Source organism: Cytobacillus sp. Hz8, assembly GCF_042263505.1.
In the GTDB taxonomy this organism is placed as follows: Bacteria; Bacillota; Bacilli; order Bacillales; family Cytobacillaceae; genus Bacillus_BE.
Genome location: NZ_JBHKFI010000008.1, coordinates 50,666 through 76,400, shown reverse-complemented (window position 1 = coordinate 76,400; position 25,735 = coordinate 50,666). Strand labels below are relative to the sequence as shown.

The 25,735-nt window shown below is 36.6% G+C and carries 30 protein-coding genes and 2 pseudogenes; 11 read left to right on the top strand and 21 right to left on the bottom strand.

The genetic code is table 11. The features are described 5' to 3' along the window. Positions 1-5: 5 nt before the first annotated feature. Positions 6-701, bottom strand: a complete 696-nt coding sequence (locus ACE38V_RS11690) for a response regulator transcription factor (protein WP_375841424.1) — start codon at positions 699-701, stop codon at positions 6-8. Between the two features lie 76 nt (positions 702-777). On the opposite strand from ACE38V_RS11690, the gene ACE38V_RS23250 reads away from it, so the two are divergent. Continuing rightward, a complete protein-coding gene (locus tag ACE38V_RS23250) occupies positions 778-1,152 on the top strand; it encodes a SunI/YnzG family protein (protein ID WP_483863916.1) in 375 nt (124 codons plus the stop codon). Between the two features lie 51 nt (positions 1,153-1,203). Here the strand turns inward: ACE38V_RS23250 and ACE38V_RS11685 are convergent, their stop codons facing one another. Both ACE38V_RS11685 and ACE38V_RS11680 read right to left on the bottom strand, forming a co-directional pair. After that, complete coding sequence (locus ACE38V_RS11685) at positions 1,204-3,201, bottom strand: ABC transporter permease (RefSeq protein WP_375841423.1); 1,998 nt, start codon at positions 3,199-3,201, stop codon at positions 1,204-1,206. After that, positions 3,188-3,955, bottom strand: a complete 768-nt coding sequence (locus tag ACE38V_RS11680; RefSeq protein WP_375841422.1) for an ABC transporter ATP-binding protein — start codon at positions 3,953-3,955, stop codon at positions 3,188-3,190. Before ACE38V_RS11680 ends, ACE38V_RS11685 begins: the two co-directional genes overlap by 14 nt. Positions 3,956-4,139: 184 nt before the next feature. On the opposite strand from ACE38V_RS11680, the gene ACE38V_RS11675 reads away from it, so the two are divergent. Together ACE38V_RS11675 and ACE38V_RS11670 are read left to right on the top strand one after the other, a co-directional pair. Next, entirely contained in the window at positions 4,140-4,811 is a 672-nt protein-coding gene (locus tag ACE38V_RS11675; protein WP_375841421.1) for a response regulator transcription factor, read from the top strand. Further along, the gene (locus tag ACE38V_RS11670) at positions 4,808-5,818 is read left to right on the top strand and encodes a sensor histidine kinase (RefSeq protein WP_375841420.1); all 1,011 of its coding nucleotides are present in this window, start codon (positions 4,808-4,810) and stop codon (positions 5,816-5,818) included. Before ACE38V_RS11675 ends, ACE38V_RS11670 begins: the two co-directional genes overlap by 4 nt. An 80-nt stretch (positions 5,819-5,898) precedes the next feature. On the opposite strand, the pseudogene ACE38V_RS11665 reads toward ACE38V_RS11670, so the two are convergent. Next, positions 5,899-6,057: pseudogene (locus ACE38V_RS11665) on the bottom strand (efflux RND transporter permease subunit); the annotation flags it as partial. Between the two features lie 200 nt (positions 6,058-6,257). On the opposite strand from ACE38V_RS11665, the gene ACE38V_RS11660 reads away from it, so the two are divergent. Genes ACE38V_RS11660 through ACE38V_RS11645 form a run of 4 tightly spaced genes read left to right on the top strand, consistent with a single transcriptional unit; the run spans position 6,258 to position 8,207 of the window. Then, entirely contained in the window at positions 6,258-6,587 is a 330-nt protein-coding gene (locus ACE38V_RS11660; protein WP_375841419.1) for a PadR family transcriptional regulator, read from the top strand. Next, entirely contained in the window at positions 6,584-6,982 is a 399-nt protein-coding gene (locus tag ACE38V_RS11655) for a permease prefix domain 1-containing protein (RefSeq protein WP_375841418.1), read from the top strand. Before ACE38V_RS11660 ends, ACE38V_RS11655 begins: the two co-directional genes overlap by 4 nt. A gap of 13 nt (positions 6,983-6,995) precedes the next feature. Continuing rightward, positions 6,996-7,634, top strand: coding sequence for a hypothetical protein (locus ACE38V_RS11650; RefSeq protein WP_375841417.1), 639 nt, complete (start codon positions 6,996-6,998; stop codon positions 7,632-7,634). A gap of 24 nt (positions 7,635-7,658) precedes the next feature. After that, complete coding sequence (locus ACE38V_RS11645; protein WP_375841416.1) at positions 7,659-8,207, top strand: hypothetical protein; 549 nt, start codon at positions 7,659-7,661, stop codon at positions 8,205-8,207. 48 nt (positions 8,208-8,255) lie between these two features. Here ACE38V_RS11645 and ACE38V_RS11640 read toward each other — a convergent pair whose 3' ends face one another. From ACE38V_RS11640 to ACE38V_RS11580, 13 genes are all read right to left on the bottom strand, one after another. After that, positions 8,256-8,864, bottom strand: coding sequence for a DedA family protein (locus ACE38V_RS11640; protein ID WP_375841415.1), 609 nt, complete (start codon positions 8,862-8,864; stop codon positions 8,256-8,258). 50 nt (positions 8,865-8,914) lie between these two features. Further along, on the bottom strand, positions 8,915-10,822 hold the full coding sequence (locus ACE38V_RS11635) for an ABC transporter permease (RefSeq protein ID WP_375841414.1): 1,908 nt from the start codon (positions 10,820-10,822) through the stop codon (positions 8,915-8,917). After that, a complete protein-coding gene (locus ACE38V_RS11630) occupies positions 10,797-11,567 on the bottom strand; it encodes an ABC transporter ATP-binding protein (RefSeq protein ID WP_375841413.1) in 771 nt (256 codons plus the stop codon). The genes ACE38V_RS11635 and ACE38V_RS11630 overlap by 26 nt, the downstream gene beginning before the upstream one ends. 99 nt (positions 11,568-11,666) lie before the next feature. Beyond that, the gene (locus ACE38V_RS11625) at positions 11,667-12,644 is read right to left on the bottom strand and encodes an ATP-binding protein (RefSeq protein ID WP_375841412.1); all 978 of its coding nucleotides are present in this window, start codon (positions 12,642-12,644) and stop codon (positions 11,667-11,669) included. Next, positions 12,641-13,342: a response regulator transcription factor gene (locus tag ACE38V_RS11620; RefSeq protein ID WP_375841411.1), complete on the bottom strand. Its 702-nt coding sequence runs from the start codon at positions 13,340-13,342 to the stop codon at positions 12,641-12,643. Before ACE38V_RS11620 ends, ACE38V_RS11625 begins: the two co-directional genes overlap by 4 nt. 408 nt (positions 13,343-13,750) lie before the next feature. Beyond that, positions 13,751-14,296 (bottom strand): YobA family protein, encoded by a 546-nt coding sequence (locus tag ACE38V_RS11615; RefSeq protein ID WP_375841529.1) that lies wholly within the window; start codon positions 14,294-14,296, stop codon positions 13,751-13,753. Positions 14,297-14,894: 598 nt separating this feature from the next. After that, positions 14,895-16,571 carry an acyl-CoA dehydrogenase family protein gene (locus tag ACE38V_RS11610; protein ID WP_375841410.1) on the bottom strand — a complete coding sequence of 559 codons (1,677 nt, stop codon included), beginning with the start codon at positions 16,569-16,571 and terminating at the stop codon, positions 14,895-14,897. Between the two features lie 14 nt (positions 16,572-16,585). After that, positions 16,586-18,103, bottom strand: coding sequence for a class I adenylate-forming enzyme family protein (locus ACE38V_RS11605; protein ID WP_375841409.1), 1,518 nt, complete (start codon positions 18,101-18,103; stop codon positions 16,586-16,588). A gap of 5 nt (positions 18,104-18,108) precedes the next feature. Continuing rightward, positions 18,109-18,486, bottom strand: coding sequence for a MerR family transcriptional regulator (locus ACE38V_RS11600; protein ID WP_375841408.1), 378 nt, complete (start codon positions 18,484-18,486; stop codon positions 18,109-18,111). Between the two features lie 467 nt (positions 18,487-18,953). After that, entirely contained in the window at positions 18,954-19,115 is a 162-nt protein-coding gene (locus tag ACE38V_RS11595) for an MFS transporter (RefSeq protein WP_375841407.1), read from the bottom strand. A gap of 14 nt (positions 19,116-19,129) precedes the next feature. Then, positions 19,130-19,327: a hypothetical protein gene (locus ACE38V_RS11590; protein ID WP_375841406.1), complete on the bottom strand. Its 198-nt coding sequence runs from the start codon at positions 19,325-19,327 to the stop codon at positions 19,130-19,132. A gap of 153 nt (positions 19,328-19,480) precedes the next feature. After that, complete coding sequence (locus tag ACE38V_RS11585; RefSeq protein ID WP_375841405.1) at positions 19,481-19,801, bottom strand: MarR family winged helix-turn-helix transcriptional regulator; 321 nt, start codon at positions 19,799-19,801, stop codon at positions 19,481-19,483. Between the two features lie 106 nt (positions 19,802-19,907). Beyond that, positions 19,908-20,534 (bottom strand): phosphatase PAP2 family protein, encoded by a 627-nt coding sequence (locus ACE38V_RS11580; RefSeq protein ID WP_375841404.1) that lies wholly within the window; start codon positions 20,532-20,534, stop codon positions 19,908-19,910. 218 nt (positions 20,535-20,752) lie between these two features. On the opposite strand from ACE38V_RS11580, the gene ACE38V_RS11575 reads away from it, so the two are divergent. From ACE38V_RS11575 to ACE38V_RS11560, 4 genes and pseudogenes are all read left to right on the top strand, one after another. Further along, positions 20,753-21,208 carry a MarR family winged helix-turn-helix transcriptional regulator gene (locus ACE38V_RS11575; RefSeq protein ID WP_375841403.1) on the top strand — a complete coding sequence of 152 codons (456 nt, stop codon included), beginning with the start codon at positions 20,753-20,755 and terminating at the stop codon, positions 21,206-21,208. Between the two features lie 318 nt (positions 21,209-21,526). Next, positions 21,527-22,462, top strand: coding sequence for an LCP family protein (locus ACE38V_RS11570; RefSeq protein WP_375841402.1), 936 nt, complete (start codon positions 21,527-21,529; stop codon positions 22,460-22,462). A gap of 120 nt (positions 22,463-22,582) precedes the next feature. Beyond that, a protein-coding gene (locus ACE38V_RS11565; protein WP_375841401.1) for an IS3 family transposase occupies positions 22,583-23,913 on the top strand; the annotation gives its coding sequence in 2 pieces (ribosomal slippage) (positions 22,583-22,964 and positions 22,964-23,913; 1,332 coding nt in all). Between the two features lie 24 nt (positions 23,914-23,937). Then, positions 23,938-24,408 (top strand): annotated as a pseudogene (locus tag ACE38V_RS11560) (response regulator transcription factor); the annotation flags it as partial. Between the two features lie 277 nt (positions 24,409-24,685). Here ACE38V_RS11560 and ACE38V_RS11555 read toward each other — a convergent pair. From ACE38V_RS11555 to ACE38V_RS11540, 4 genes are all read right to left on the bottom strand, one after another. Then, positions 24,686-24,856 carry a hypothetical protein gene (locus ACE38V_RS11555; RefSeq protein WP_375841400.1) on the bottom strand — a complete coding sequence of 57 codons (171 nt, stop codon included), beginning with the start codon at positions 24,854-24,856 and terminating at the stop codon, positions 24,686-24,688. 21 nt (positions 24,857-24,877) lie between these two features. Then, positions 24,878-25,201, bottom strand: coding sequence for a hypothetical protein (locus ACE38V_RS11550; protein WP_375841399.1), 324 nt, complete (start codon positions 25,199-25,201; stop codon positions 24,878-24,880). Beyond that, positions 25,198-25,404, bottom strand: a complete 207-nt coding sequence (locus ACE38V_RS11545; RefSeq protein ID WP_375841398.1) for a helix-turn-helix transcriptional regulator — start codon at positions 25,402-25,404, stop codon at positions 25,198-25,200. The genes ACE38V_RS11550 and ACE38V_RS11545 overlap by 4 nt, the downstream gene beginning before the upstream one ends. 118 nt (positions 25,405-25,522) lie before the next feature. Further along, the gene (locus tag ACE38V_RS11540) at positions 25,523-25,735 is read right to left on the bottom strand and encodes a hypothetical protein (RefSeq protein ID WP_375841397.1); all 213 of its coding nucleotides are present in this window, start codon (positions 25,733-25,735) and stop codon (positions 25,523-25,525) included.

Here is a 25,735-nt window from a genome sequence, read left to right as displayed (position 1 = left end):
AAACCTTAAGATTTTAGACGATAGCCCATTCCCCAAATTGTTTCAATATATTCTTCTTCAGGATTGGCTTTGGTGAGCTTACTTCGCAAATTGCTCATATGGACATTGATAATATTATCATCACCAAAGTATTCTTCCTTCCAAACACTTTCAAAAAGGTTTGCCTTTGTGAAGATCTTTTTGGGAGAGGATAGTAATAATAATAAAATGGCGTACTCTCGGGCTGTTAAGTTCAATTCCCTTTCCCTCACCCGCACAATTTTAGCTTCTGTATCCAAATGGATATCCTTAAAGAGGAGTTCCCTATTTGTTTGTGAGGCTATTGTTCTCCGATATCTTCTAAGATGAGAGTCAATTCTCGCGGATACCTCCTCAATATCAAAGGGCTTTGTAATATAATCATCCGCTCCCGTTCTCAATGCCTCAATTTTCGTTTGCTGCTCTAATTTTGCTGAAATGATGATAACTGGTACATTGCTTTGTTCGTCGGTTATATGTGCAAGCAGTTCCTCCCCTGTCATTCCCGGAAGCATTAAGTCCAGGAGAACCATATCCCAAGCTTGCTTTTCCAAATAAAGCATCGCTTCTGTTCCAGAATAAGCAGGCTGCGGATTATAGCCGCTTTTGCGAATGATATTGCATAATAATTGATTGATATCGTTATCATCTTCAACAACCAAGATATTTATAGATTCCCTCATTTATCAACACCCTATTTTTTTAAGTAGTTAGTACCTATGGATAAAGTTATCATATCAAAGTTGATTAGATGTTTACATGCTTGCGATTTATCCCTTTTTTATTAATATAAACACTATTTATTTTACTTTTATCTCTATTAAGTCTCGATCCTCTATACTACGATATTATGGTTGGAAAATATTTAAATTCGTTACAAAAAATATATGTAGCCGATATAAAAGTAGAAAAAACAAATATCTCTTTATTGAATGGCAGCTAGCCAGATATAAAATCTTCCTAAATGATATTTTAGAGGTCTATCTCGATGATACATATGGTGGAAAAGAGGAAGCTACTATTAGAATTGGGGCAATTTATGGAACCAATGACCGAATCGTCATCAAAACAAAAAAAGAAACCTATATCCTATTTATCAATAACATCGCTTTACTAAAAAAAATCAACGAATAATCCAAAACGAACAGCAGTCATCGAAATTTTCAATGACCGCTGTTCATTCTTCTAGTTAACGATATTATTATAAGTTTTAACCGTTAGTACATAATACCCAAAATAAATCATGATATACGCAATCATCGAAGAGATGATTGGAATGGTTAAATTAACCCCTATAACATCCGAGAGCATATTGTTCAAAACTTCTAAAATAACAAAACTATGCATTACTCCAACTATGAGAGGCAGAGCGAAAACAAAGAGAGATTGCTTGGCTATAGAACGATAAATTTCTTTCCTGCTCACTCCAATTTTACGCAAAATTTCATACCGGCATTTATCGGAATTAGCTTCCGTTAGTTGCTTGAAATAAAGAATGCTCCCGGTTGCCGCTAGAAAAACGAGCCCCAAAAATCCAATCGTGAAAATATTTAATCCTGTCTCTTCGACGCCGGCGCGATAAACAGTATAGTACGTAGAAATTTTGCTATCTGTTTTATACATATTAAAGAACGTCACTTTTTGATTTTCAGACGTATCCAGCTTTTCCAGCCTATCTGACGTCTCCTTCGTCGTTTTTTGATTTTTCACCTGATAAGCTTTAAAAATACTAGGTTTAACTTGCTTGGCAATTTGATTATAGATTTGATCAGTTACAACTATATAAAAGTCCGGGTAAGTCCAGGCCATTACTCTTTCTTCTAGCATGTCAGTAAATTCTAATGTCTTCTTTCCTTGAGGAAGCTTTAAAGTGACCTTATGCCCCTTATAGTCAGATAAAGAAGGATTTGTTGACATCGGTTTAATGACTGCCGTTTGGTTTTCCTGTAAATTCACAGATTCCTCTTTATTTAATACTTTCAAAGCTTGACTATAAGTGCTTTCAGAAATTAACCGAATCGGCTTTTCTCCTGGTTTTTCTTTTGCGACATCCATAATTCCAGCAAGATATTCTGGCAACTCTTCTGTTTTTTTTCCATCCAGTTTAATGACAGGGATATCGATTTCTGCCGTTACCGGATGATTTTTATCAGACATAATAATGTCTCTGATTCGCTGATCAAAGTCTGCCCCTTTTGAGAGATGGGAATAACTAAAGGGCATCGCGGCATCAGCGTGTTCTTTTGTCCCATAATACTGACTATAAGTAATGCAAATCGCACTTAAAGTTAAAGCACTTAACAGAGCAATCATCGTAAAGGTTTGTGCATTGGCCTTGATTCGATACAAAAGCTGAGAGATCCCTACTAAGTTCATTCCCCGATAATAGCGGGATTTATTTTTTTGTGCCACCTTTAACAGGTAAACCGTAACGGAGCGAAATAATAAAAACGTTCCAATCACAATTCCACCTGTAATCCAAGATATTTTTCCTAATACATATGCATTGGTTAAATTGGCAGGGAATGGTTCAAATGCTTGCCAGTAGCTAACTCCAAGGCAAACGAGTGAAATGACGGCAGCAACCATAGATCCCTTTAGTACTGAGTCTCCTTCTTTTTCCGCCTGAAATAATTCAATTAACTTAAACCGATAAATCAATCGATAGCCTTGAATCGAAGTAAATATAATAATGATGGCAAAAACAATCAGTGTATTGGCAATTGCTTCAAACGATAAGCTAAAATGAATATTAACCTCAGCATCCAATAACTTCATCAGCATCATGGAGAATAGCCTAGTTAAAAACGAGCCAAGAAGAATTCCCATGAAAAGAACAAGTATACCCATTATCAGATTTTCATAAAATAGCATTTTTCCAATTGATTTCTTCCGCAATCCAAGTAAGGAATACAACCCAACCTCTTTTTTTCTTTTTTTTGTAAAAAAAGAATTCGAGTACCAAATAAAAATCGTAACAAACAAAATAAGGATGATCGATGACACCAAGAACGTGGATTGCATTTGTTTAGATGATTCGATTACCTCTTGTATTTCTTCACTATACTGCAAGGAAACAAAAGTGTAGTAAATAACCACACTGAATAACATCGAAATAAAATAAATCAGATAGCTTTTAAAATTGCCCTTTATATTTTTCATGGCTAGACTAAATAACGTCACTTGCACCACCTCCAAGAGCAGAGAGCACATCTAAAATCTTTTGGAAAAATGGCTTGCGCGAAGTATTTCCTTTAACGAGCTCCGTAAATAATTTTCCGTCTTTGATAAAAATCACGCGCTGACAATAGCTGGCCGCAAAGGCGTCATGAGTCACCATCAAAATCGTGGCTTTTTCCTGCTCACTTAAATCCGTCAAGCTCTCCATTAAGTCGGTTGCTGACTTGGAGTCCAGTGCACCTGTTGGTTCATCTGCGAGAATTAAGCTTGGATTGGCAACAATGGCCCGTGCCGCTGCCGTTCGCTGTTTTTGCCCGCCGGAAACCTGGTATGGATACTTTTCTAAAATCGAAGTAATTCCAAATTTTTCTGCAACATTTTGGACTCTTTGCTCCAATTCTTTCACATTCATTTTTGCTAGGGCTAAGGGCAAGAGAATATTCTCTTTCACCGTTAAGGTATCAAGCAAATTGTAATCCTGAAAAATAAACCCTAATTTATCACGTCTGAAGGAAGATAGCTGTTCTTCTTTCATATTAATAATACTTGTCCCCTCAATCGTTATATCTCCTGAGGTGGGCTGGTCAATGGTTGCAATCATATTGAGTAGGGTGGACTTTCCTGCACCTGATGGACCCATTATGCCGACAAATTCACCTTCATGGATAGTTAAATTAATATGATCAAGAGCCGTAAAGACAACTCCCTTTGCTCCATAAACTTTTTTCAATTGTTTCACTTCTACTATGGTTTTCATTCTTTTTCCCCCAAGAAATATTTACTTTTCTATGGTTTCATTTTAAAACAAGCAATCGGTTTTCAAACTTACAGTTTCTATATGCAATCTTACAATTTTGTCACGATGCTGCAAGAAAGCTTTCTAATCGATTAAGATAAAGAATAGAAACGAATCCTATTGAAGAAGTTCCTGGAGGGTTACAATGAAAATCATGATTATCGAAGACGATCCCACCATTAGAGAGATGCTCGGGGAAATGCTGGAAAAATGGAGCTTTGAACCTGTGATTCTCACAGAGTTCGATCAAGTCCTTCACGTTTTCTTGAAAGAAATCCCTCATCTCCTATTATTAGACATTAATCTGCCATCCTTTGATGGGTTTTACTGGTGTCAGAAAATTAGAGAGGTTTCAAAGGTACCCATCATCTTTATATCTTCACGCCATACGCCCATGGATATGGTTATGGCTATGAATATGGGTGGAGATGATTTTATCCAAAAGCCTTTTTATTCTGATGTATTGATGGCAAAAATTAATGCTCTCTTACGTCGCTCATACTCTTATGTTGATTCGCAGCCTCATGTTTTAGAACATGATGGTGTAATCCTAAACCTGAAAGATTGGGAGGTTTTATACGGTGAAGAAAGAATGGCAATCACTAAAACGGAATTTATTATTTTAAAACTTCTCATACAGCATAAAGGTTCCATTGTTAATCGGAATACACTAATGCGCCATTTATGGAAGGATGAGAGCTTCATCGACGACAATACACTTACCGTCAATGTCAATAGACTTCGCAAAAAACTGGCTGAGTTAGGAAAAGAAAATTTTATTACCACTAAAAAAGGAGAAGGGTACATCGTCCAATGAGCTTATTATCCTTTTTAAAAAACAAACGTTATTTTATCCTTTTCTATTGTGTGATATTATCCTTTTCTTCCTTAATCATCTTTTTTAGCGAAGGAAAAGGGATGGCAATTAGGAATATCCTCTATCTCAATTTTACTTGCCTCTTTTTTGTTTGTATTTATTTAGGAATGGGCTATGTTAATCACAGGCGATTTTCCCGTGAAATAAACGAAATACTCCGTAATACTCAGGATGATTGGATTGTATTACTTCCTGAGGCTCAAAATGAGCAACAAAAACTGTTTCTTCAAGTCATGAATAAATTGTATCAGGATCAGCAAATGCAATTAGCGAGATTACACGATGAAAAGCGTGATCAGCAGGAATTTATTATGTCATGGATTCATGAAATCAAGCTTCCGATTTCAGCAAGTCGTCTTCTAATGGAAAATAGTTCAGGAAAATCAATTGACTATCTTGTTGATAAATTCGAAGATGAAATGGATAAAATTGAGCAATATGTTGAGCAAGCCCTCTATTATTCAAGGATTGATTCCTTTTCACAGGATTACTTTATCTCTGAGCTTTCTGTTAGTAAAGTTATAAGAACAAGCGTGAAAAAGTATGCAAAAATATTTATTAATAAAGGCATTCACCTAAATATCGAAGAGGCTGATATTTTCGTTCATAGTGATAGCAAATGGCTTGGATTTATTATCGATCAAATCCTAGCTAACTCATTAAAATACACAGAAAAGGACGGGATGATTTCGATCTCTTTTACAAAAAATTTAAAGGAAAAGATTGTAACCATTGAGGATAACGGAGTTGGTATTTGTTCTGAGGATATTCCCCGTGTCTTTGACAAAGGGTTCACCGGTTCTATTGGTAGAATCAATATCAAATCAACAGGAATGGGACTTTATTTAGCCAAGCAATTAACTAAGAAATTAGGGCATGAAATTTCCATTGCCTCTGAGGAAGGACACTATACTAAGGTGAGCATTCATTTTCCTAAAAGAAAATAATGCAGGCACCACCAGGCACCACCTATATTGGATGGTGCCTTGACTGTCTATTTTTCCTTAATGAAAAATAACTCACACAAGACAGGAATTAACACTGCAATCGTTGCAAAGTCAGTCATTAAAATCGGCCTTAGCCGTGTTTTCTCTGACTTGATTAAGGACTCACGCAGGGTTAATTCTTTTTCTTCCCGATTTTTCGTGATTCGGTCTGTTAAGACAATTGCGTTCGTCACTACAATTCTCATGGATAATGGTTCTCTTCTACTTTTTTAGCAGTAAGCTGTAAATCATTCAGATTATAAGAATACAAACCAATCGTACTATTACATTACATCCCAAATATGAAATCTTTATATTTGCAAAAATTACTTTGACACATAGAGTAATAAGAGGTATTATTACTCTATCAGATAGAATAGATATACAAGGAAGTGTCATGATGATCAGAAGTGATATCATTCGCGGACATTTGGATTCAATTATCCTGCGCCTCATCCTAGAAGAAGATCGGTATGGTTATGAAATTTCAAAGGAAATAAGCGTTCGAACAGATAATCGATTTCAAATAAAAGAGGCAACACTCTATGCCGTGTTTCAGCGATTGGAAAAAAAGGAATTAATCGAGTCTTACTTTGGGGATATCTCCCATGGAGGAAAGCGAAAGTATTACCGCATTACTCCCCTCGGAAAGGCTTATTTAAAAGAAATGGTTGAAGAATGGCAAGAAACGAAAGCAATTATTGATTTGTTTATGGAGGGATTATTGTGAAAAAATTAATGAATCATGTTGATGAATTATTTAAAGATGTTCCTGAAAGTGCCGAAAAACAAGCCATCATGCAGGAAGTTTTACAAAACCTTGAAGAAAAGGTTTGGGATTTAATGGAACAAGGAAAGGAAGAGGAAGATGCCATCAATAAAGCCATTGTCGATTTTGGCGATATTGAAGATATCAAGAAAGAATTAGGCTTTAAGCAGCCGATGAAAAATCATTCAGCCAAATTAAATTTAGGATATTCCATCTGGGGAAGTCTTTTGATTATTGCCTTAATGATGTTTATCAATTTTTACTATTCACCACATATCATCTGGTTTGTTTATCCGACATTTGCCGTCCTATGGTGGCCATTAACGATGTATTTTAGATGGTTAAAATTGAGATAAGGAGGAAGAAACGATGAAAAATTATAATCTTGGATTTGCTGTTGCTGGCAGCATCATGACGATTGTTTTCTTAATAATTGTGAATTTAATAACAAGCTCTATGTATCTCTGGTTCTTCTATCCGATGTTTGCAATTCTTTTTTGGCCAATTGGTGTGTATTGTGCGAGAAAAGGAAGATTTGAGCTCTTATCTCTTTTATATAGTTTATTAATCATTGGATTTCTTGTAATAGAAAATATCGTCTATTCACCTGAACATCCTTGGTCCCTGTACACGATTCTACCCATTCTTTGGTGGCCCATTCTCATGTATTTAAAGGAATATGCCAGAACTCTTACCACAGCAATTATTGGAAGCATCAGCATCATTCTCTATTACACGATTCTAAATATGGCCATATCACCTGAATTCCCATGGGCCATCTTCCCAGCATTTGCCGTACTCTGGTGGCCGTTATCCTTATATCATGCACGAAAAAAGACGTTTGTGGCCTTTTCTGTATCTGCAAGTCTATTTATCAGCATATTTTTTATCATTGTAAATGCCGTAACCACTCCAAATGATATCTGGGCTGTGTATCCCATCTTCACAATTTTATGGTGGCCGCTAAGTATGTACTATTTCGTTTACAAAAGGAAAACAACCAGGTAACTCTTTTAAAGGGAGGGAATAGCAATGGACAGAAAAGTATATTTACTATTCACCGACACGGGGACCATTTTTACAAGAATGATAAAGCTTTATACGAAAAAGCCCTATAATCATGCATCTATCTCTTTGGACAATCAATTAAGATCTGTTTATAGTTTTGGTCGAAAAAACCCGAGTAACCCCTTTATTGGAGGATTCGTCAAAGAAAATCTTCAATCCAATCTTTTTCAGCATGCCAGTTGTGCAATTTATTGCTGCCGTGTTTCCGAGAAACAATTTGAGGAAACATGTCGGTACATTCAAAAGTTTGAAGAACAAGAACAGGATTATCGTTACAATCTATTAGGATTATTTGCTTTTCTATTTCGAATTAATCTTAATAGAAAAAACTGTTTCTTTTGTTCTCAATTTGTTGCAACAGTTTTAATGGAATGTGGCATTAGTCAGATAGAAAAACCCCTTTCCCTTGTCACACCGCATGATATACAAGAACTCCCTAGGTTTCAATTAATCTACCGCGGGAAAGTTGTCGACTATTTCAAGAAAAGAAAAAAGTTAGTTTCAGGATATTAATAAAAGGGTTTGAGGTACAATCCATCATGGATGATCCCTCAAACCCTATTAATTTAACTTTCTCTTTCTCACCATAAAGGCAATTAGAAATGCAACTATTCCCATCCCTAACACCAGATAAACAAAACGAGAGTAAATATCCATGAACTGAACAATTTCCTCCCACGACTCCCCAAAAGCAGCCCCGACAGTAACAAGAATGATATTCCAAACCAAAGTTCCAATTGTTGTAAAGAAAAGAAAAAGAGGAAATTTCATTCTTGACATCCCCGCAGGAATTGAAATCAGACTTCTTACTAACGGAATTAATCGGCAAATGAGAACCGTCCAATACCCATATTTCTCAAACCAACGAAAAGCCTTGTGAATATGTTCATGCCTAACTCTTAAAATCACTCCAAAACGATCAATTATTTTTTCTAATCTTCTTATATCCAGAAGATTTCCTATTTTATAAAGTATTACAGCACCCACAACTGATCCTAATGTTGCTGACAAAATGACTCCCGTAATTGTTAAATCTGATCTTGTCGTCATCATTCCCCCAAAAGTAAGAATTACCTCAGACGGAATCGGCGGAAACACATTCTCAAGGGCAATCAACAGGAAAACTCCGATATATCCATACTGTTCAATAAATTGTGTCAGTCTTGTCACTCTCCCCATTCATAATTTTTTACACACCGCTATCGCTTTTTATTCATAAGCTATATTAGAGCTCTTTTCAATTTATGCAGATACCTGTTTCGAATCACGAGAAAATAGAGTACTTGGGCAACAAAGAAGCTGACAAGCACAACAATCATGTCAGAAGCGATTGATAAGGTAAAATAGCTCTGCAGTGCCATGAACGCAAATGCACTATGAATGATGGCAACAAGAATGGGAACGAAAAATAATAGCATCAGCTGTCTTGTCACTATTTGACTCAATTCCTTATCCGTTAGCCCGACCTTCATAATTATTTCATATTGATGCAAGTCGTAATCTAAATCAGCATATAAGCGGAAATATAAAAAGCTGCCCGCAGCGATAAAGAACACCGCTCCAACCATTAAGGCAATAAAGAGCATCATACTAAATAAGCTCTTCTGTACTTTCAGTAATGTTCCACTGACCGCCATCGCATAATTTTGATCTTCGTCATACCAAATATGTCCATTATCCACTAAATTCTTAAACATCCCATTTGTTTTCACAAAATCCTTAATAAAAAAGCCGGTAAACTGATTCGTTTTCGTCCCCTTTATGTGTGCAAAGAGCTCATCACTGACAACGAGTCCTTCATTCCCAACCAATTCTCTTGGAATCACAACATGTTCTGTAAAAGCCTTTTGACGCAAAGAAAGATCGTTTTGTTTTAAAGTATAGGTTGCATCCTGTCCATCATTTTCAAAACGATGAGTGGTCATTCCTAATACTTTTTTTCCCTCTAAAGGTTTCTCTTTAAATGTAAATCCCGAATACTGGACAATTTTTTTATAATCTGAAAAAGAAATCAGCGGAATGATTGATACAGCATGAGAATCTGCAGCAGAAGTAATCTCGACATACTTAATTGGGAATTGATTGCTATGATAAGGAATCCCTTTCTGCTTTAAACCATGCTGAATCTCAGCTAAATGCTCCCCGTGAATAGGGTTCTTATCCTTGGCAACATAACTGATTGCGGCAGGATAATCCACTTCAAATTGTTTATTAATAACATTCATGGAAGCGAGAGTTCCAACTGCACAAAAAGCCACCGTGGAAACAATTGTCACCATAAAAAACATCCTCGCATTATCCTTTAAGCGATAAGAGAGACTTGATAATGTCACAATATTCGTCTTTTTCCAAAACCATAACCGATTTTTTTGTAGCCTTCTGACAATAAAAACGGATAATTGGGTAAAGAAAAAATAGGTCCCAATAATGGTCATCAAAATCACCGGTAAAATTCGATAGATCAAGGTCATCATCGTCGTCGTTGCTGCAAGATAATAGCTGGTGATCAGTAAAACCGCAGATAAGAGGGACAGCCATATAGAAACTTTCGGTTCCTTCTTCGGCCTTTGACCCGATTGGAATAAATCAAGTAGTTTATTAGTGCGAACCAAAAAGGTCGTGAACATTGAAATAAACAAGAATAAGAGAAAAAAGGCAATGATGGTTAATCCTAAAGCACCCCATGACAAATGAAAGCTAATTGCCTTCACATCAAGCATCTTTGACCCAATCATAAAAAACAGCTTTCCGGTAATCATGCCAAACAGAATTCCAAAAAGCATTGCCCCTGTACCAATCAACATATTTTCTAAAAAGACGAGCAAGTTCAACTGTCTTCTTGTCATCCCATGCATCATCAATATGCCGAATTCACGCTTTCTCGTTTTTAAGAATGAACCAACGGAATACAATACAAAGAAAAACGCAAAAAAATACATAATGACTTCAGCGGCAATCATTAATTGCACAGCAGCTATATTCGTCACACCCTTTTGAATATCCGGGTGAAAAATAAATTGCGCAAAGACAAAAAAAATCATCACAGAGAAAGCACTGCTGAAGAAATAAGCCGCATAGGTACGCTTGTTGCGCATTACATTTCTATAGGCGAATTGTCGAAAGGTCATGACTGTCTCCTCCTAATAAAGAAAGCATATCGATAATCTTTTGAAAAAACGCCTGACGCTGTTCACCACAATAAATTTCGTTATAGAGTCTGCCATCCTTTATAAAAATGACACGATGGCAAAAGCTTGCCGCAACCGGATCATGGGTAACCATTAATATCGTTGCTTGTTCATCTCGATTAATCTTTTCAAGAATCAACATGACATCCCTGGATGCTTTTGAATCCAGATTTCCGGTAGGTTCATCTGCTAAAATGAGTGATGGCTGATGAATAATTGCCCGTGCAATAGCCGTTCTTTGCATCTGTCCACCAGAGATTTCATAAGTCCGTTTTTTTAAGATTGTTTCTATCCCTAACTTCTTAGCAGCTAGAACAAGCCTTCTCTCCATCTCCTTAACATTCATGCCATCTAAGGTAAGCGGAAGAACGATATTTTCCTCCACAGTTAACGTATCCAGTAAATTAAAATGCTGAAAGACAAAACCAAGTTCAGCCCGTCGAAACAGAGCCGTCTCCTTGCGATTCAGTTGATGGGGATCCTTCTGATTAATCATAATCTCCCCCGAAGTTGGTTGGTCTATCGTAGCAATCATATTTAAAAGGGTAGTCTTTCCACTCCCAGAAGGACCCATAATTCCAACAAACTCACCTTGATTGATGGAAAAATTGATATCATCCAATGCCTTTTGTTTAATGCTTCCTTCATAAATTTTTGTTAAATGTTTAACTTGCAGGATTGCCATAAGCTCCCTCCTCGTTCATCGATATCCTTATCATAGCTTGAACGATAAAAACCAACCATTTCATTAAATTACAGTTAGCTTACGATTTTGTAAGGAAACTTACATGGAGAAAAAAATTTGCACCGTTGTCCCTTGTTCTAAGTCTGATTCAATTTTCACCTGATGACCTAACTTATCACATATTTGCTTCACCAAATAAAGCCCCATCCCTGTTGATTCCTGAAATTTCCTGCCATTCTCTCCTGTAAAATAGGGATCAAAAACACGTGGTAAGTCACTTGTCGGTATCCCAATTCCGTGATCCACAACCTCTAAAAGGATATGCCCATTTTTCTTTTGCACACGATAAAGAATTCGTTCACCCTTATTCGCTGTATACTTTACTGCATTGGTTGTCAGCTGAAGCAGAACAAAAGAAAGCCATTTTTCATCTGAAGTAATAACGATATTTGGATCTATGTCGATTTCCGGATAAACCCGATTGCGAATAAACAAACGTTTTTGTGTTGAAGTCATTGTTCGGACCAAGGATGAAAGCTGGATTGTTTCGACATGAAAATCTCTTTCGAAAGATTCTAACCTTGAATTATACAAGACCATCTCCAAACCTTTACGTAAACGATCCAGTTCTTCATCAATGGAATCCTTTACCTCATCCTCTAGATCTTGAATTAATAAATGGATGACCGAAATCGGCGTCTTCATTTGATGGACCCATTGATTCATGAATTGCGTATGATGATCAAGTTTATGCTTGTAATCATAAATTTCTTGCTCATAATGATGGATAAGATTTTTTTGCAAACGGTCAAAGCTCTCCGGGAGCGGGGCAGCTTGCTGCTTCATACTTAAATCATGGAGTGACAAAAGTGGAGTGGATAGCCGTTGATAGAAGGATTTATTGGCAAAATATCGAAAAAATAAATACCCCACATAGATGCAGGTGCTCAAGAAACAAGCATACCCAATCGTTGCTCCATTCTCTTTCCCATCCAAGCAAAACACAAGAATGACTGCTGCTAGCTGAAAAAAATAAATGAACGTGAGGGCTAAGTGATCACGAAAAAATAGCTTCATGATTCCTCACTCCAATTGGCTTTTAGCTGATAGCCCTTTCCCCTTACCGTTTGAATGGCATCTTGTATTTGCAAATGAGCAAGTTTTTTCCGTACTCGAGCGATATACACATTCAAGGTATTTTCATCTACAAATACCTCATCATCCCATATTTTCTCAAGAAGACGTTCTCGGCTTACCACCCGATCCACTTTGCTCATTAATTCTTCCAAAATTCTCGCTTCTGTATGACTCAAATCGATTTGCTGTTCTCCAAAAAGCAATTCCAGTCTTTCGATATCGAGTATTAAATCTTGAACTTCTATCTTTCTTTCCACTTGACTCAATGCATACGATCCATAGGCTCTTCTTAACTGACTTTTAATTTTGGCTAAGACAATTTCATAGTCAAAAGGTTTCGTAATATAGTCATCAGCCCCGTTTTCAAGTGCCATCACCTGATCCATTTTGGCGTCTCTTGCTGAAACAAAAAGAATCGGACAGGTCGAAAGATTTCTCACTTGCCGACACCAATAATAGCCATCAAACTTAGGTAAATTCACATCCATTAAAACGAGATGCGGATGAACCTGCTCAAATTGTGACAACACCTGATCAAAATCCTTCACAGCATAGGTTTCATATTCATATTTATTTAAAAAATCCTCTAATAGAGAAACTAGTTTTAAATCATCTTCCACTATAAAAATTTTTTCCATGGTTAGGACTCTCCTCATATGAACTATTAGTTGTATTGTAGCAAAAAAAAAGAACATCCCCAATAAAGTGAAACTAGCTGTCAGTAGGGATTTTTCTTCATCCTCACTGATGGTTAGTTCAACCACTTGGGGCTTTATTTACGGCCTGCCTTCTTTGTATACGCGAAAATCCTGAGGTGAAAGTGTTACTGCACTTTATGAGTAGGAATAAGAGTGAAACGCTTGTTTGGAGTATTTTTTTAAATGGGAAAAATGGCGGTTTAAAATTCTATCGGACACTTCCTCAAAAGCACGAAAAGGATTTTTGTCCCCGTTGAGTCTACTTGTAAATAAATGAAAAACCATTACTTGTCCTATGAAGCACTTTCTTATTTCCATTTCATTCACTTTTTTTCACAAAAATCCCTGCTATCTTTTATCCTGAATCACTATACGAGTAACGCCTGTTCCCTCTTCATCTTTTATTTCAACCTTCCATGAATCGGACTCTTTATCAAAGGTAACGCTTTTAATTACGGGAAGAAAAAAGTCTTTCACATTTTCCCTTTCAGAAGATAGAGCTTTTCTGATGACTTCTTCCTCTGATAAATCAGCTCCAATCTGATTATCTGCTATTACCGGTATTACCTTATCCGCCTTCGCTTGAGCCGGATAGGATTCCATAATTGGTCCATCAATCCATACCCGAACTTTTTGCCCTAATTCTACCTCATTAGTGATATCGGATACCCAAATGGCCTCATAGAATTCCTCCTTGCCCGAAGTAGAACTGAAATCTTTTGGTTGAGAGCGAACCACCAGAATCCGATCTCCCTGCTTTTTCATGATATATCCTTCAATGGAAAAATTTGTTACCCTTTCATCAATTGAACCAATTTTGTCTTCCTTTTCCTTGATGTCGCATCCAAATAGGATGATGGAAAACAGAGTGATGAGAGACGCCCTGAAAATCATTCTTTTCACTTTATCCCCTCCTTATCATAATGGACTGATGGGGAATTTAATTGGTTACAGTTTATGGAATTCTTTTTATATTTAAGGAGAAGGTTCTCTGAGAAACTAGTGAAGGATTTTGAAGGAATAGATCATCGGTAGAAGGCGTATTATTTTGCGAATTACAAATGAAATTTGAGAGAAAGAAAGTCTTCGTGAGTAAAATTCAAAAGCTGCGAATAAATGAAAGCAGCCGCGAATAAATTTTGAAAGTTGCAAATAAGTACTTTTCGCCGTCTTCTTTTCAGGAGAAATATGAATGAAATCGCGAATATTTTAAGAGAATCGCGAACAAATCGAAATTTTCGCGAGCAAATGAGTGGAATCGCGAATAAAAGGCTTATTATCGCGAATAAATTTCAAAAGTCGCGAATATTTTCCGGAAAGTCGCGAATAAATTTTGATTTTCGCGAATAAATATAATCTAGTGTTTTTTTTACTAATAGCAGATACAGAATTCCTTTTAAGGAAGGAAAAAATACCTTTTATCCAGTTATTTATCAAAAATTTTCCATCTAAAAGCCCTGCAAACCTATATTTTTGCAGGGCAAAGAACAATTTATTTTTGCGTTTGTGCCTGTTTGACAATCTCATCGAAATACTGCAAAGCAAGCATTTCCTCATCAACAAATTCATTACGCTTCCATGTTTCATTAAGGAATATCCTCGCAATGATTTCCTTTCGATCACCTCCGATGCTTGCATCCTTCAAGGCAATGACACTTTCATAAATCTTGGTCATTAGTTTTGCAATCCGTTTGCTATGGTAGGTTTGAACATCGCGATTTCCTTTCAGTAATGTGATCAGCTGATGCTTTAGTTGCACAATGCCTTTTTGAATTGGGGCGGTATATGGCTGCAAGTTCAATGGAAGTTCCTCTAACTCTTGGTCCATTTTCTCTAAAAACAATTGATGGACATTGAATTTTTCAATCAACCGCAAAACCTCTAGACCTAAAATATTGGCAGTTCCTTCCCATACAGTTAATACTTGGGCATCGCGCAGTAATCTTGGAGTAACAAAATCCTCCATATACCCATTGCCCCCGCGCATTTCAATCGCCTCATGAGCAAAATGTATGGCCACCTCTGCTGTTTCCATTTTTAATAGAGCAATGAGCAAGCGATTCATGGCTTCTTCTTTTATTGAAACATTTTCAGGATTAGCTGTCATTTCATCAAACAAAGAGATAAGTGAAAAGACGGCACTTGTCTCTACTTCTTGCTTGGCCGCCATCTTCACTAACGTTTCTTTGACCATTGGGAAATCAGCTAAATAATGGCCAAAGGTATGCCGAGTAACCGCATAATTTCGCGCTTCTAAGTAAGATCTTTGCATAATCCCTAAGGATGCCACAGCATTACAGATGCGTGATAAATTCAAGGCCTCCATCATATAATAGAACCCCTTTTTCGGATTTCCTACTAAATGGGCCTCTGCTCCATTGAATAAGACTTCCGCTGAAGGAACTGCTCTCACCCCAAGCTTATCTTTTAATCTTCGAATTTCAATATGATTAAGCTCAGATGTTCCTTCCTTTCGCCACGGAACAAGAAAAAGGCTCAATCCTTTCGTGCCATTTGGTGCTCCTTCTATTCTTGCTAAAATCATAGCTACCCCACATTGGCCAGCATTCGAGCCAAAATATTTTTCACCATAGATTCTATAGGTTCCATCCTCCTCTAGCACTGCCTTCACTTCATTTGCCCCAACATCAGAGCCGCCTTGTCGTTCTGATAAAAATGTCGCCCCTTCAAACATCTCCACTTCACCAGTTGAAACCACATGGGGCAAATATTTAGCCCTTAATGCATCATCTGCATAATGATCGATTAGATAAGCGGTTGCCATTGTTAATGTCACCGGACAGTAAAAACCCGGCTCTGCATGAGATAACAAATAGCCTTGGGCATAGGAATAGACGTAATTCCCCTTTCTCCCCAATTCAGAGATCTCTTTATGAACATAGCCAACAATTCCTGAATGGTATGTTTCTTCAACAGTCTTTTTATATCCTTCATTGACCCAAATCTGCGAAATATCATTGCCCATTTTGTCATATTTAATCAATCGCGGCTGTCCCTCTCGATCGGTATGAACAGCACGTTCATCAATTTTTGTTCCACAAAGGGCCCCAAATACATCAAGTTCTTTGTCGGCCCAAGCCAAAAATTCATCATCTAAATATTGCCTTAAAATAAATTTCAAGTTGGCATCTTCCTGGTAAAAATTCATTTCTAACCCCTCCTTTATACCGATTGTTCCTGTTTCCGCAGCACTTGCTTTAAAATTTTACCAGTTGCATTGCGTGGCAACTGATCCATCTCTTCAAACAGTTTTGGAATTTTATAGCTTGCAAGCTTGCCATAGAGATAACGCTTACATTCATCAGCAAGCTGATCTATCGATTCATTCAATACGACGAATGCCTTTACGGTCTCTCCCCACTCTGGATGCGGCACTCCAACAACAGCTACTTCTGCAATTTTCGGATGGGAAGAAAGGACCTCTTCAATCTCCTTCGGGTAAACATTCACTCCTCCAGAAATAATCATATCCTTCTTTCGATCCACTACCCATATATAGCTATCTTCGTCATATTTCGCCATATCACCAGTATAGAGCCAGCCATCCTTCAAGCTTTCCCTGGTTTTCTCATCATCCTTGTAATAGCCCTTCATAACTGCTTCGCCCTTTAAGACAATTTCACCGACGATATTTGGTTCTACTTTCTCTCCTTGATTATTGAAAATGGCAATTTCTGTACCTAAGGCAGCTCTTTTGCCAATACTGCCTGCTTTTGTATTATGCTCCTCTGGCAAAAGGATGGTTCCGCTTGGCCCTGCCTCGGTTAACCCATAAACACAGAAGAGGCGATCTGTTTTAAAGCTTTCTTTAACAAAGCGCACTTCCTTTTGACCAAGTGGTGCCCCACCGTAAACCCAATAGTTCATCGATGATAGATCGAAATCCTGAAGATTTGGCTGCTTTGCTGTCAATAAATAGGCAACAGGAGCTCCAAAAAAGTGAGTGGCTTTTTCCTCATGGATGAGTTGGAGTAATAGCTCAGGTGTAAAGGTTGGAGCGATGATGTGAGTGGCGCCAACATAGGTTCCCGCTACCAAAAACAAATGAAGGGGAGCGGAATGACTGAGGGGCATTAAATGGAGCATTCTACTTTCTGGCTTCATCGACATTTCCACCGCCATCATAATCGCTGATGTTAAAATGTTGCGATAAGTAAAGAGAACTCCCTTTGGTTTCCCAGTCGTTCCCGAGGTATAGAGAATGGTTGCTTCATCATCTTCCTTCAGCTGACAGACAATCTCCTCCTCACTCCCTGAAGCCACTAAATCCTCATAGCTTTCCCAAAACGGTTTCCTCTCTCCGGTTTTAACAAAAAGGAGATTGGCATTTTCCGTTAAGCCCTTTGCTTGCTCAAAAAGCCAATCATGGATAAAAATGGCCTTAGCGTCCGAGTGCTTAATAATATAAGACAATTCACTTTCCGTCAGTTTGGCATTTATGGGAACAATAATCGCTTCAATTCGTAGAACGGCAAAATACGTCATAATAAACTCTGAAGTGTTTGGCATGAAAAGAATCACTTTATCGCCTTTTCCAATTCCTTTTTTCCTTAAAGAATTCGCTAATTTATTGACGCATTTGTTTACTTCTTTATAGGATAATCGATCTGCACCTACCACAATCGCTTCTTGAAAAGGATATTTTCTCGCATTACGAGCCAATAATTCTGAAACATTCATTTCAATTATTTCCCTCCATTTTTAATTCGCTCTTCAAAATCACGCATCAATTTCTCCATTTCTTCCTTTAAAATCGTTAGTTCCTCGATTCGTTCATTCACCTCCTTAATTTTCTCTTTCCCAAAAGCAATCGTTTTTTCCAGTTGCTTAATTCCTGTTCGATCTTTATCAAAAAGCTCAATCATTTCTTCAATTTCCTCTAATTGAAAGCCATAACGTTTTCCACGAAAAATCAGCTTTAATCTTGCATAGTCCTTTCTTGAAAAAATTCTTTTTCCTGTTTCCGTTCTAATCGGTTTCAGCATCCCCAACTCTTCATAGTAGCGAATGGTTCTAGTGCTGACGTTGAACTCTGCAGCCAATGTAGAAATATCATATCTCATGAATGATCACCCATTTTTTTAATCTTCTGTTCATTTATTCTACCATTTACGTTAACGTCAACTTCAAGCATAAAAATAAAAAAGCTTGGGGTAATCTTAAGTCAAAAGATGCAAATATAAAACAGTGTATTTCCCAATGATTTAGCAGGTTCTGGAACAATTTTTCATCCTACTCCATTTTTTTGGTTGGTATCAAGCCATAAGCAATCAATAATGACTCTAAAACAACGAAAAACCTCCATTAGGACAATGAACATTCTTATATGGAAAAATACTTAATTAATTCTCAGCAAAAATAGAGACCGAATCAATAGATGATTCAGTCTCTGTTTTCCTATACAACTTCTAGTGTTTGTCACCTGTAATCTTTTATGGATTTCTCAATTATCCTCCGCCGTAACAGAAAATGCTCTAAAAGAAAGGAAATAAGTCACTAATAATCCCACTAAAAAAATAATCGAAAAACCCTAAATAAAATGGTAACCAGCAAGGCCTTCTAGCATTCCGAGACCGATAGAACCAATAGCCATTCCCAAGTCCATACAGGAGAAAAACATCGCGTTAGCCGTTCCTTGTTTTTCCCTTGCGACGAAACTAACGGCAAGTGCCTGAAGTGTTGGGGTTACCACCTATAGGCAATTCCCTAAAATACGGCTGCCAGCAGCAACGTAAACGCACCAGTGGTAATGGCTAATAAAAATAACCCAATCATCCCACTGATGACCGCCGGAATAATAATCACCTTATGGCCCAAGCGATCAAAGAATCTACCGGAAATAGGGCGAACCACAGTCATAACAATTGAAATGATTAGGAAAAAGAACGAAACCGCTCCTCCCAAGTTTGCTTCCTTTCCTAACTTTCTAGCTGTTTAATTCTTGTTGGATGACATCTATGCTATTTTCAAATAAGAGTAATGTTTCTTGGTAAATTTTTAACTTTTCAGATTCAATTCCATCGATAATCTTCTCGAACATCTCTTCAATATAAGGAATTAATATAATTTACGGGAAAGCTCGCTCCCTTTCTCCGTAATTGTAATCAGGTACGAACGACGGTCAGAAGGATTTGGCATACGTGATGCATATCCATGCTTTTCTAATAGATCCAATATTTTCGTCAAGGTCGCTTGGTCTTTATCTGCCCGTTCGGACAATTCCTTTTGGGAAATTTGATCTGCTTCATTCAATGTACGAAGCACACTCCACTGTTCAGTTGTAATCGAATATGGCTTCAAATAATGATTCAATATTCGAGTTAATTTTTTACTTAGTCGAACAGTACTCGATCCAATTGCTTTGTCTTTTGACATCATGAATGATGCTCTCCTTTCCATCACACCTATATTAATATACAAATTATATACGTGAATATAATTTGTATACAAACTAAACGTCTAACTGTACCATGAAAGATACTAGTCAGCGATAGCGTTCAAAAACCCAAATACAAATGGCGAGCCAGCAACCACTTGCCAAGTATCCCCCAAGAATATCGGTTGGATAATGCACGCCCAAATAAATTCGGCTCAAACCTATTCCAATAATCATGCAGCTACTAAAAATCACTAAGAAAATCCGCCCAAAACGGTTAGATATATGGCGCCATAGAAGATAGGTAATCATTCCATAAACCATAAAAGCACTCATCGCATGCCCACTTGGAAAGCTATATCCACCTATTTCAATCAAACGATGAAAGGCAGGACGAGCCCGATGGAAATAAACCTTTAAGAAGTGGTTTAGTAAAACAGAACCCATAAGTCCGCCGATAAAAAAGACTAATTCTCTGCGATGTTTTAAGACGGTATATAGAAAGATAATGACGAAAAACGAAATAACAATCACCGGAGTAGTAGAACCAATGAAGGTGAAAAACTTCATGATCTTGGTCAATATTGGGGTTTCAAATCCTTGGACGAAAGCGATGATATGTCGATCAAATTGAATAATGTCGCTGGCACTAACCCAAATTGCTATGGAGCTAAAGCCAATAAGAAAAAGCACACTTAACAGGAATGCGATAGAAAGCCGGAACTTTAAATTCAACAAATGAGACACCTCGGAAATTATTCTTCAAATAGAAAACCATTTTTACTACTATACCAAATTTATCACAAATAATTCTCATTCCATGATAAATGAGTCATGTATTTTTAGCCTACCAGTCAATATAGTAAGTTATATTTTACTTTGCCCAAATATCTAACTTGTTTTAGTTGTAAAATAGTAATAAAATAGCGACTACATTGAGAGGATGATGCCTCATGAAAGATGAAATTACAAAAGAATATATCTCTTTAATCCCGACGCTATTTAGTAGTTTCAGCGAATTAAACAAGGGTTCTGTTGAACTTTCTCATATGCAAAACCATGTCATTGAGTATATTTTTATGCAGCAAAGGGCCTTAAATATCAAGGAAATCAGTACTGGATTGAGGATAGCGAAGCAGCAATTAACCAACATGATCAGTGATTTAGAAGCTAGTGGCTATTGTAAAAAAGAACCAGATGTTCGAGATAAGCGTGCGGTCTTAGTCTCACTAACACCATTAGGCAATGAATTGATGAATCAAAAATGGATTAAGATCTATCAAAGGCTAGGTCAGCATTTAACGAAATTAAATGAAGAAGAGCTGATTGATTTACACTATGCCCTTCATAAAGCAAATTTTCTCCTAAAAAAAATGGAGGCCAAAGGCAGCGAAATGCCATCATCGTGATCGTGTCATGTAGAAATCGTTGACCTAATCTTTATTGATTTTCACAGATGTCTCTTCCCTGGTGCAGTTGCTGCTTTTAGCTATTACCATTATGTTAAACCAAAAAGAGTCCTCATAATAAAAGAATAGGTGCTTTTTAAGAATAGAGCCCAGGATTGCGGCTCTTTTTTATTCCTATTGATCGCCAGAGTGCATATTCCAATTTTTGTTTTTTTATCAAAAAATAGGTATAATGACTCTAGCAAGACACATGAAGAGTTTACAGAATGATAGTAAAACCAATCTATTTTAAAATTATTTATAGAAATGAGGTTTCTCATGAATGAAAGGATAACTCGCTCCAAAAAAATAAAAAAGAAACGAAGATTTTATAAACTATTATTCCCTCTATTCCTGATTATTTTAATATTTTCCAGCTATAGTATATGGCAATATTATTCTGGAAAACAGCTGGCCAAAAATGATAAGATCCTTCACCAAAGTACCTTCAACGGAGAGCAAGCAAAAAACGGAAAGGTTAATGTGCTACTTCTTGGAATAGATCAAAGGGAAGATGAAAAAACAGCCAATTCAGATACGATGATTGTTGCTCAATATGATACAAAAAATAACAAAATTAAGATGATTTCTTTAATGAGAGATATGTACGTAAGCATCCCAGGATATCAAGACTACAAAAAAATGAATTCGTCTTACCTCTTAGGCGGTCCGGAATTAGTGAGAAAAACGATTAAACAAAACTTCCATCTCGATATTCAATATTATGCACTGATAGACTTCAAAGGATTTGAACAAGTCATTGATACTCTAGCACCAGATGGAGTCGAGGTTAATGTGGAACATGCCATGAGTAAAAATATCGGTGTTTCCCTAAAGCCAGGGTTACAAAAGCTAAATGGCAAGGAATTATTAGGTTATGCCCGATTTAGGCATGATAGTCAGAACGATTTTGGAAGGGTAAAAAGACAGCAAGAGGTCATTAAAATCGTGTCCGACCAAGTATTGAGTACGAACGGTCTCCTTAAAGCTCCAAAATTACTTGGAATGATTGAGCCCTATCTTGAAACCAATATGAGCAGACTTAGTACCCTTAAATATATGAAGGACTTTTTACTAAAACAGCCAAGCATTTCGCAAACCATGTCTCTCCCGATTGAAAATACTTATACGAATGAGAGTGTTCCAGTTTTTGGTGAGGTTCTTAAGATAGATGAAGCAGCAAACCGCGAAGCCGTTGAGAAATTTCTAGAATAAAGGGTGTCCTCCTTTAAAATGTACCCTATAGAATAGACACTTAAAAAAGTGCTCTTTCTATAGGGTATTTTTTGTATAATTTAAAGAACAACATAGAGAAATACGCGGAGATGGAGAATTATGAGTAAAAAATTGTTTACAGAGAAAGACATCACAACACTATCTAAAAACCGATATGTTAAAACAGTCAGTTCAAAAGGTATTACATACTCTGATGAATTTAAACAACACTTTATTACTGAATATAGTGAGGGGAAGTTGCCAAGAGAAATTTTTGAAGAAGCAGGGTTTAATGTTGATGTTATTGGCATAAAGAGAGTTAAATCTGCTTCAGATCGTTGGAAAGCCGCTTATAAAGCCGAAGGAGTCTTGGGCCTTAAAGATACCAGAAAAGGCAATTCTGGTAGGCCACGGATTAAAGAATTGTCTATTGAGGAGGAGTATGCCAGATTGGAAGCGCAGATGAAGCTTGTACAGGCAGAAAACGAACTCTTAAAAAAGCTTTGTTTGTTGGAAAGGGGGCTAAAGAAGTAAAGCTGCCTGCCAGCCAAAAATATATTTTCATTCGTGAGGTCATTAAAAAATACAATCTTATCCAAATGGTGAAATTCCTTTGTGAAGTTGCCAGAGTTTCAAGAAGTGGTTACTATTATTATTTCTCAGCCAAGTCTATTGAACAAAGGAAACGCAAAGATAAGAAGGATGAAGAAACGAAAGAAATGATTCTGAAGGCTTTTAACTTCAAAGGCAGAAAGAAAGGGGCACGCCAAATTAAAATGACATTGGCAGGTCAATTTCAGTGTGTCTTCAACTTGAAGAAGATCCGTAGAATTATGAAAAAATACGATATCGTCTGCCCTATTAGGAAAGCAAATCCGTACCGGAGAATGATGAAAGCCACTCAAGAACACCGAGTGGTTCCGAACTTACTGAACCGCGAATTTAAACAGGAGAAACCTGGAAAAGTCCTCCTAACGGATATCACTTACCTGAACTATCATGGTGGACAAAGAGCCTATTTGTCCGTCATTAAAGATGGTTCTACAGGTGAAGTTTTGGCACATCACATGTCTAGTCGCATCACCATGGATTTGACCACAGATACCCTTACTAAATTAAAGAAGAACAGAAACTTTAAGAAAGCTAAAGAGGCCCTCATTCATTCTGATCAGGGTACCCATTACACACATCCAGATTTTCAGAAACAAGTAAAAAAACTTGGATTGCACCAATCCATGTCCAGGAGAGGAAACTGTTGGGATAACGCCCCTATTGAATCATTTTTTGGCCATCTCAAAGATGAAGTAGATATAAAATCATGTAAAACGTTTGGAGAGCTTCAACAAGAAATTGATAGGTATATCCGACACTATAACCATACTAGATACCAATGGAACCTAAAAAAGATGACTCCTGTACAGTACAGGAATCATCTTTTACAGATAGCCTAGGCCTTTTTTTTAAATGTCCTTTACAAAGGGTACACTTTAAACGTACCGACCATTTTTTTATCGGCTCGGAAGGACATCGATAGCAGGCTTAAAGGTTTAACGATAGGAGAAGATTATTTGGTAAAACCATATGATCCAAGAGAACTATTATTAAGAATCCAGAAACTGTTAAACTATAATTATGGTCACTATACACAAATCAAGCATCTGTACATTTATCCGGACAGAAGGCAGGTATTTAAAGATAGCCTTCATAGTGAAGTGGAATTTACTCCTATTGAGCGGAAAATCTTTTTTTATCTGTATGAAAACTGCAATAAGATCCTTACAAAAGACCACTTCTTCGAATATTTATGGCAGCTTGAAGATCGTAACCCAAATGTGATTAATGTTCATATTAAAAAGATAAGAGACAAAATTAATGATAGTAATGGGGAGATTATACAAAATGTTTATGGGGAAGGGCATCGTCTGAATACCCATATAAAGAAATGAAACTAAAGAAAAAATATCAGATAACTTTATTTACTGTTATTATAAGTGTGCCTGTTTCAGTACTGTTGATAAATTTCATAATGTTGGAGGTTTATAAGATTGCTTCCAAAATCAGAGGTACCCACTCTCCTTTTTATAAATCATTTGCTTATCCAACTATGCTTGTCCTATTTGTCATTTCCTTTTTTCTCTTGTCCCTTATTTTTTCTAAAACGATTCATTCACTTTTAAAAAAAATAAATACATTAAATCAAACTATTTGGGGGCTACTTAACGTTTACTTTGCAACTCTAAGTCCAAATAGTTTTTCTTGATTTTCTAATTGTGGATACATTGATTGTCCAGATACATTTATTGGCATCAATATGAATTTAAAAACGATAAAAATACCTATTATCCAGATTAGGAAAAACAAAATATCTTTTTTATAACTTTTTCGTTTGTTCATTCCTCCTCTCCCCACGATAAACTATATTCTTTTGTCGTAATATTTTAGAGCAAAATACTCTACAATATTACTAGACATTAGAACCAAAGCTATAATAAATAAAACAGTGGATAATGTAACTTTAATATTTAAGTCAACTACCGTTCCGAGAAGATAGCCTAACACAACTAACAAAGAAAATAATTTATAGAATTTGAGAGTAACATTATTCACTTTAATCAAAATCATTTGCCATCTTTCATCATTTTTGTAAGATGTTTGACTCTCTCTCCTTATGCGATCGTTTTTCAATATGAAAACCATTAAAGTAATCAAGACAGCTAAACCCAATAATTTAAAAGTCATTGTTCTTCCTCCTCAAATGAAAATACATCTACTAAACTTAAATCAAATGCTTTCCCTATTTTAAATGCAAGTTCAAGAGAAGGTGTGTATTTATATTTTTCTATTGATATGACAGCTTGTCTTGAAATACCAACTTTTTCTGCTAAGGTTTCCTGTGTCCAATTTCTTTCAACTCGTAAAATCTTAATTCGGTTTTTGATCAAAAATAAACACCTCCAACGCAACCAACATCTTACATATATTGTAAACAATAAACCACTTTTTGTAAACAAGTGATTACATTTGTTTGTGTTCGATTTCTGTTCTAGTTATCCTACTAACTCACCTGTATTCTGAATATTGCTTTTTTTGATTTCCTTCATTGATTTGATAAAGTTTTTGGTAATATATATTTTCTTCTAGTAATTGTTTATGTGAACCGATACCTGCCACTTGCCCTTCATGCATCACAATAATCTTATCGAAATTTTCAATTGTAGATAAACGATGAGCAACAACTATAAGTGTAGCATCTAGTTTAAACAAAGTTTCCAT

Bases quoted from the DNA above. Each gene is read 5' to 3' on its own strand.
- ACE38V_RS11690 (WP_375841424.1), bottom strand. From the start codon at position 701: ATGAGGGAATCTATAAATATCTTGGTTGTTGAAGATGATAACGATATC.
- ACE38V_RS23250 (WP_483863916.1), top strand. From the start codon at position 778: ATGCTTGCGATTTATCCCTTTTTTATTAATATAAACACTATTTATTTT.
- ACE38V_RS11680 (WP_375841422.1), bottom strand. From the start codon at position 3,955: ATGAAAACCATAGTAGAAGTGAAACAATTGAAAAAAGTTTATGGAGCA.
- ACE38V_RS11675 (WP_375841421.1), top strand. From the start codon at position 4,140: ATGAAAATCATGATTATCGAAGACGATCCCACCATTAGAGAGATGCTC.
- ACE38V_RS11670 (WP_375841420.1), top strand. From the start codon at position 4,808: ATGAGCTTATTATCCTTTTTAAAAAACAAACGTTATTTTATCCTTTTC.
- ACE38V_RS11660 (WP_375841419.1), top strand. From the start codon at position 6,258: ATGATCAGAAGTGATATCATTCGCGGACATTTGGATTCAATTATCCTG.
- ACE38V_RS11650 (WP_375841417.1), top strand. From the start codon at position 6,996: ATGAAAAATTATAATCTTGGATTTGCTGTTGCTGGCAGCATCATGACG.
- ACE38V_RS11645 (WP_375841416.1), top strand. From the start codon at position 7,659: ATGGACAGAAAAGTATATTTACTATTCACCGACACGGGGACCATTTTT.
- ACE38V_RS11635 (WP_375841414.1), bottom strand. From the start codon at position 10,822: ATGACCTTTCGACAATTCGCCTATAGAAATGTAATGCGCAACAAGCGT.
- ACE38V_RS11630 (WP_375841413.1), bottom strand. From the start codon at position 11,567: ATGGCAATCCTGCAAGTTAAACATTTAACAAAAATTTATGAAGGAAGC.
- ACE38V_RS11625 (WP_375841412.1), bottom strand. From the start codon at position 12,644: ATGAAGCTATTTTTTCGTGATCACTTAGCCCTCACGTTCATTTATTTT.
- ACE38V_RS11620 (WP_375841411.1), bottom strand. From the start codon at position 13,342: ATGGAAAAAATTTTTATAGTGGAAGATGATTTAAAACTAGTTTCTCTA.
- ACE38V_RS11615 (WP_375841529.1), bottom strand. From the start codon at position 14,296: ATGATTTTCAGGGCGTCTCTCATCACTCTGTTTTCCATCATCCTATTT.
- ACE38V_RS11610 (WP_375841410.1), bottom strand. From the start codon at position 16,571: ATGAATTTTTACCAGGAAGATGCCAACTTGAAATTTATTTTAAGGCAA.
- ACE38V_RS11605 (WP_375841409.1), bottom strand. From the start codon at position 18,103: ATGAATGTTTCAGAATTATTGGCTCGTAATGCGAGAAAATATCCTTTT.
- ACE38V_RS11600 (WP_375841408.1), bottom strand. From the start codon at position 18,486: ATGAGATATGATATTTCTACATTGGCTGCAGAGTTCAACGTCAGCACT.
- ACE38V_RS11585 (WP_375841405.1), bottom strand. From the start codon at position 19,801: ATGATGTCAAAAGACAAAGCAATTGGATCGAGTACTGTTCGACTAAGT.
- ACE38V_RS11575 (WP_375841403.1), top strand. From the start codon at position 20,753: ATGAAAGATGAAATTACAAAAGAATATATCTCTTTAATCCCGACGCTA.
- ACE38V_RS11570 (WP_375841402.1), top strand. From the start codon at position 21,527: ATGAATGAAAGGATAACTCGCTCCAAAAAAATAAAAAAGAAACGAAGA.
- ACE38V_RS11555 (WP_375841400.1), bottom strand. From the start codon at position 24,856: ATGAACAAACGAAAAAGTTATAAAAAAGATATTTTGTTTTTCCTAATC.
- ACE38V_RS11550 (WP_375841399.1), bottom strand. From the start codon at position 25,201: ATGACTTTTAAATTATTGGGTTTAGCTGTCTTGATTACTTTAATGGTT.
- ACE38V_RS11540 (WP_375841397.1), bottom strand. From the start codon at position 25,735: ATGGAAACTTTGTTTAAACTAGATGCTACACTTATAGTTGTTGCTCAT.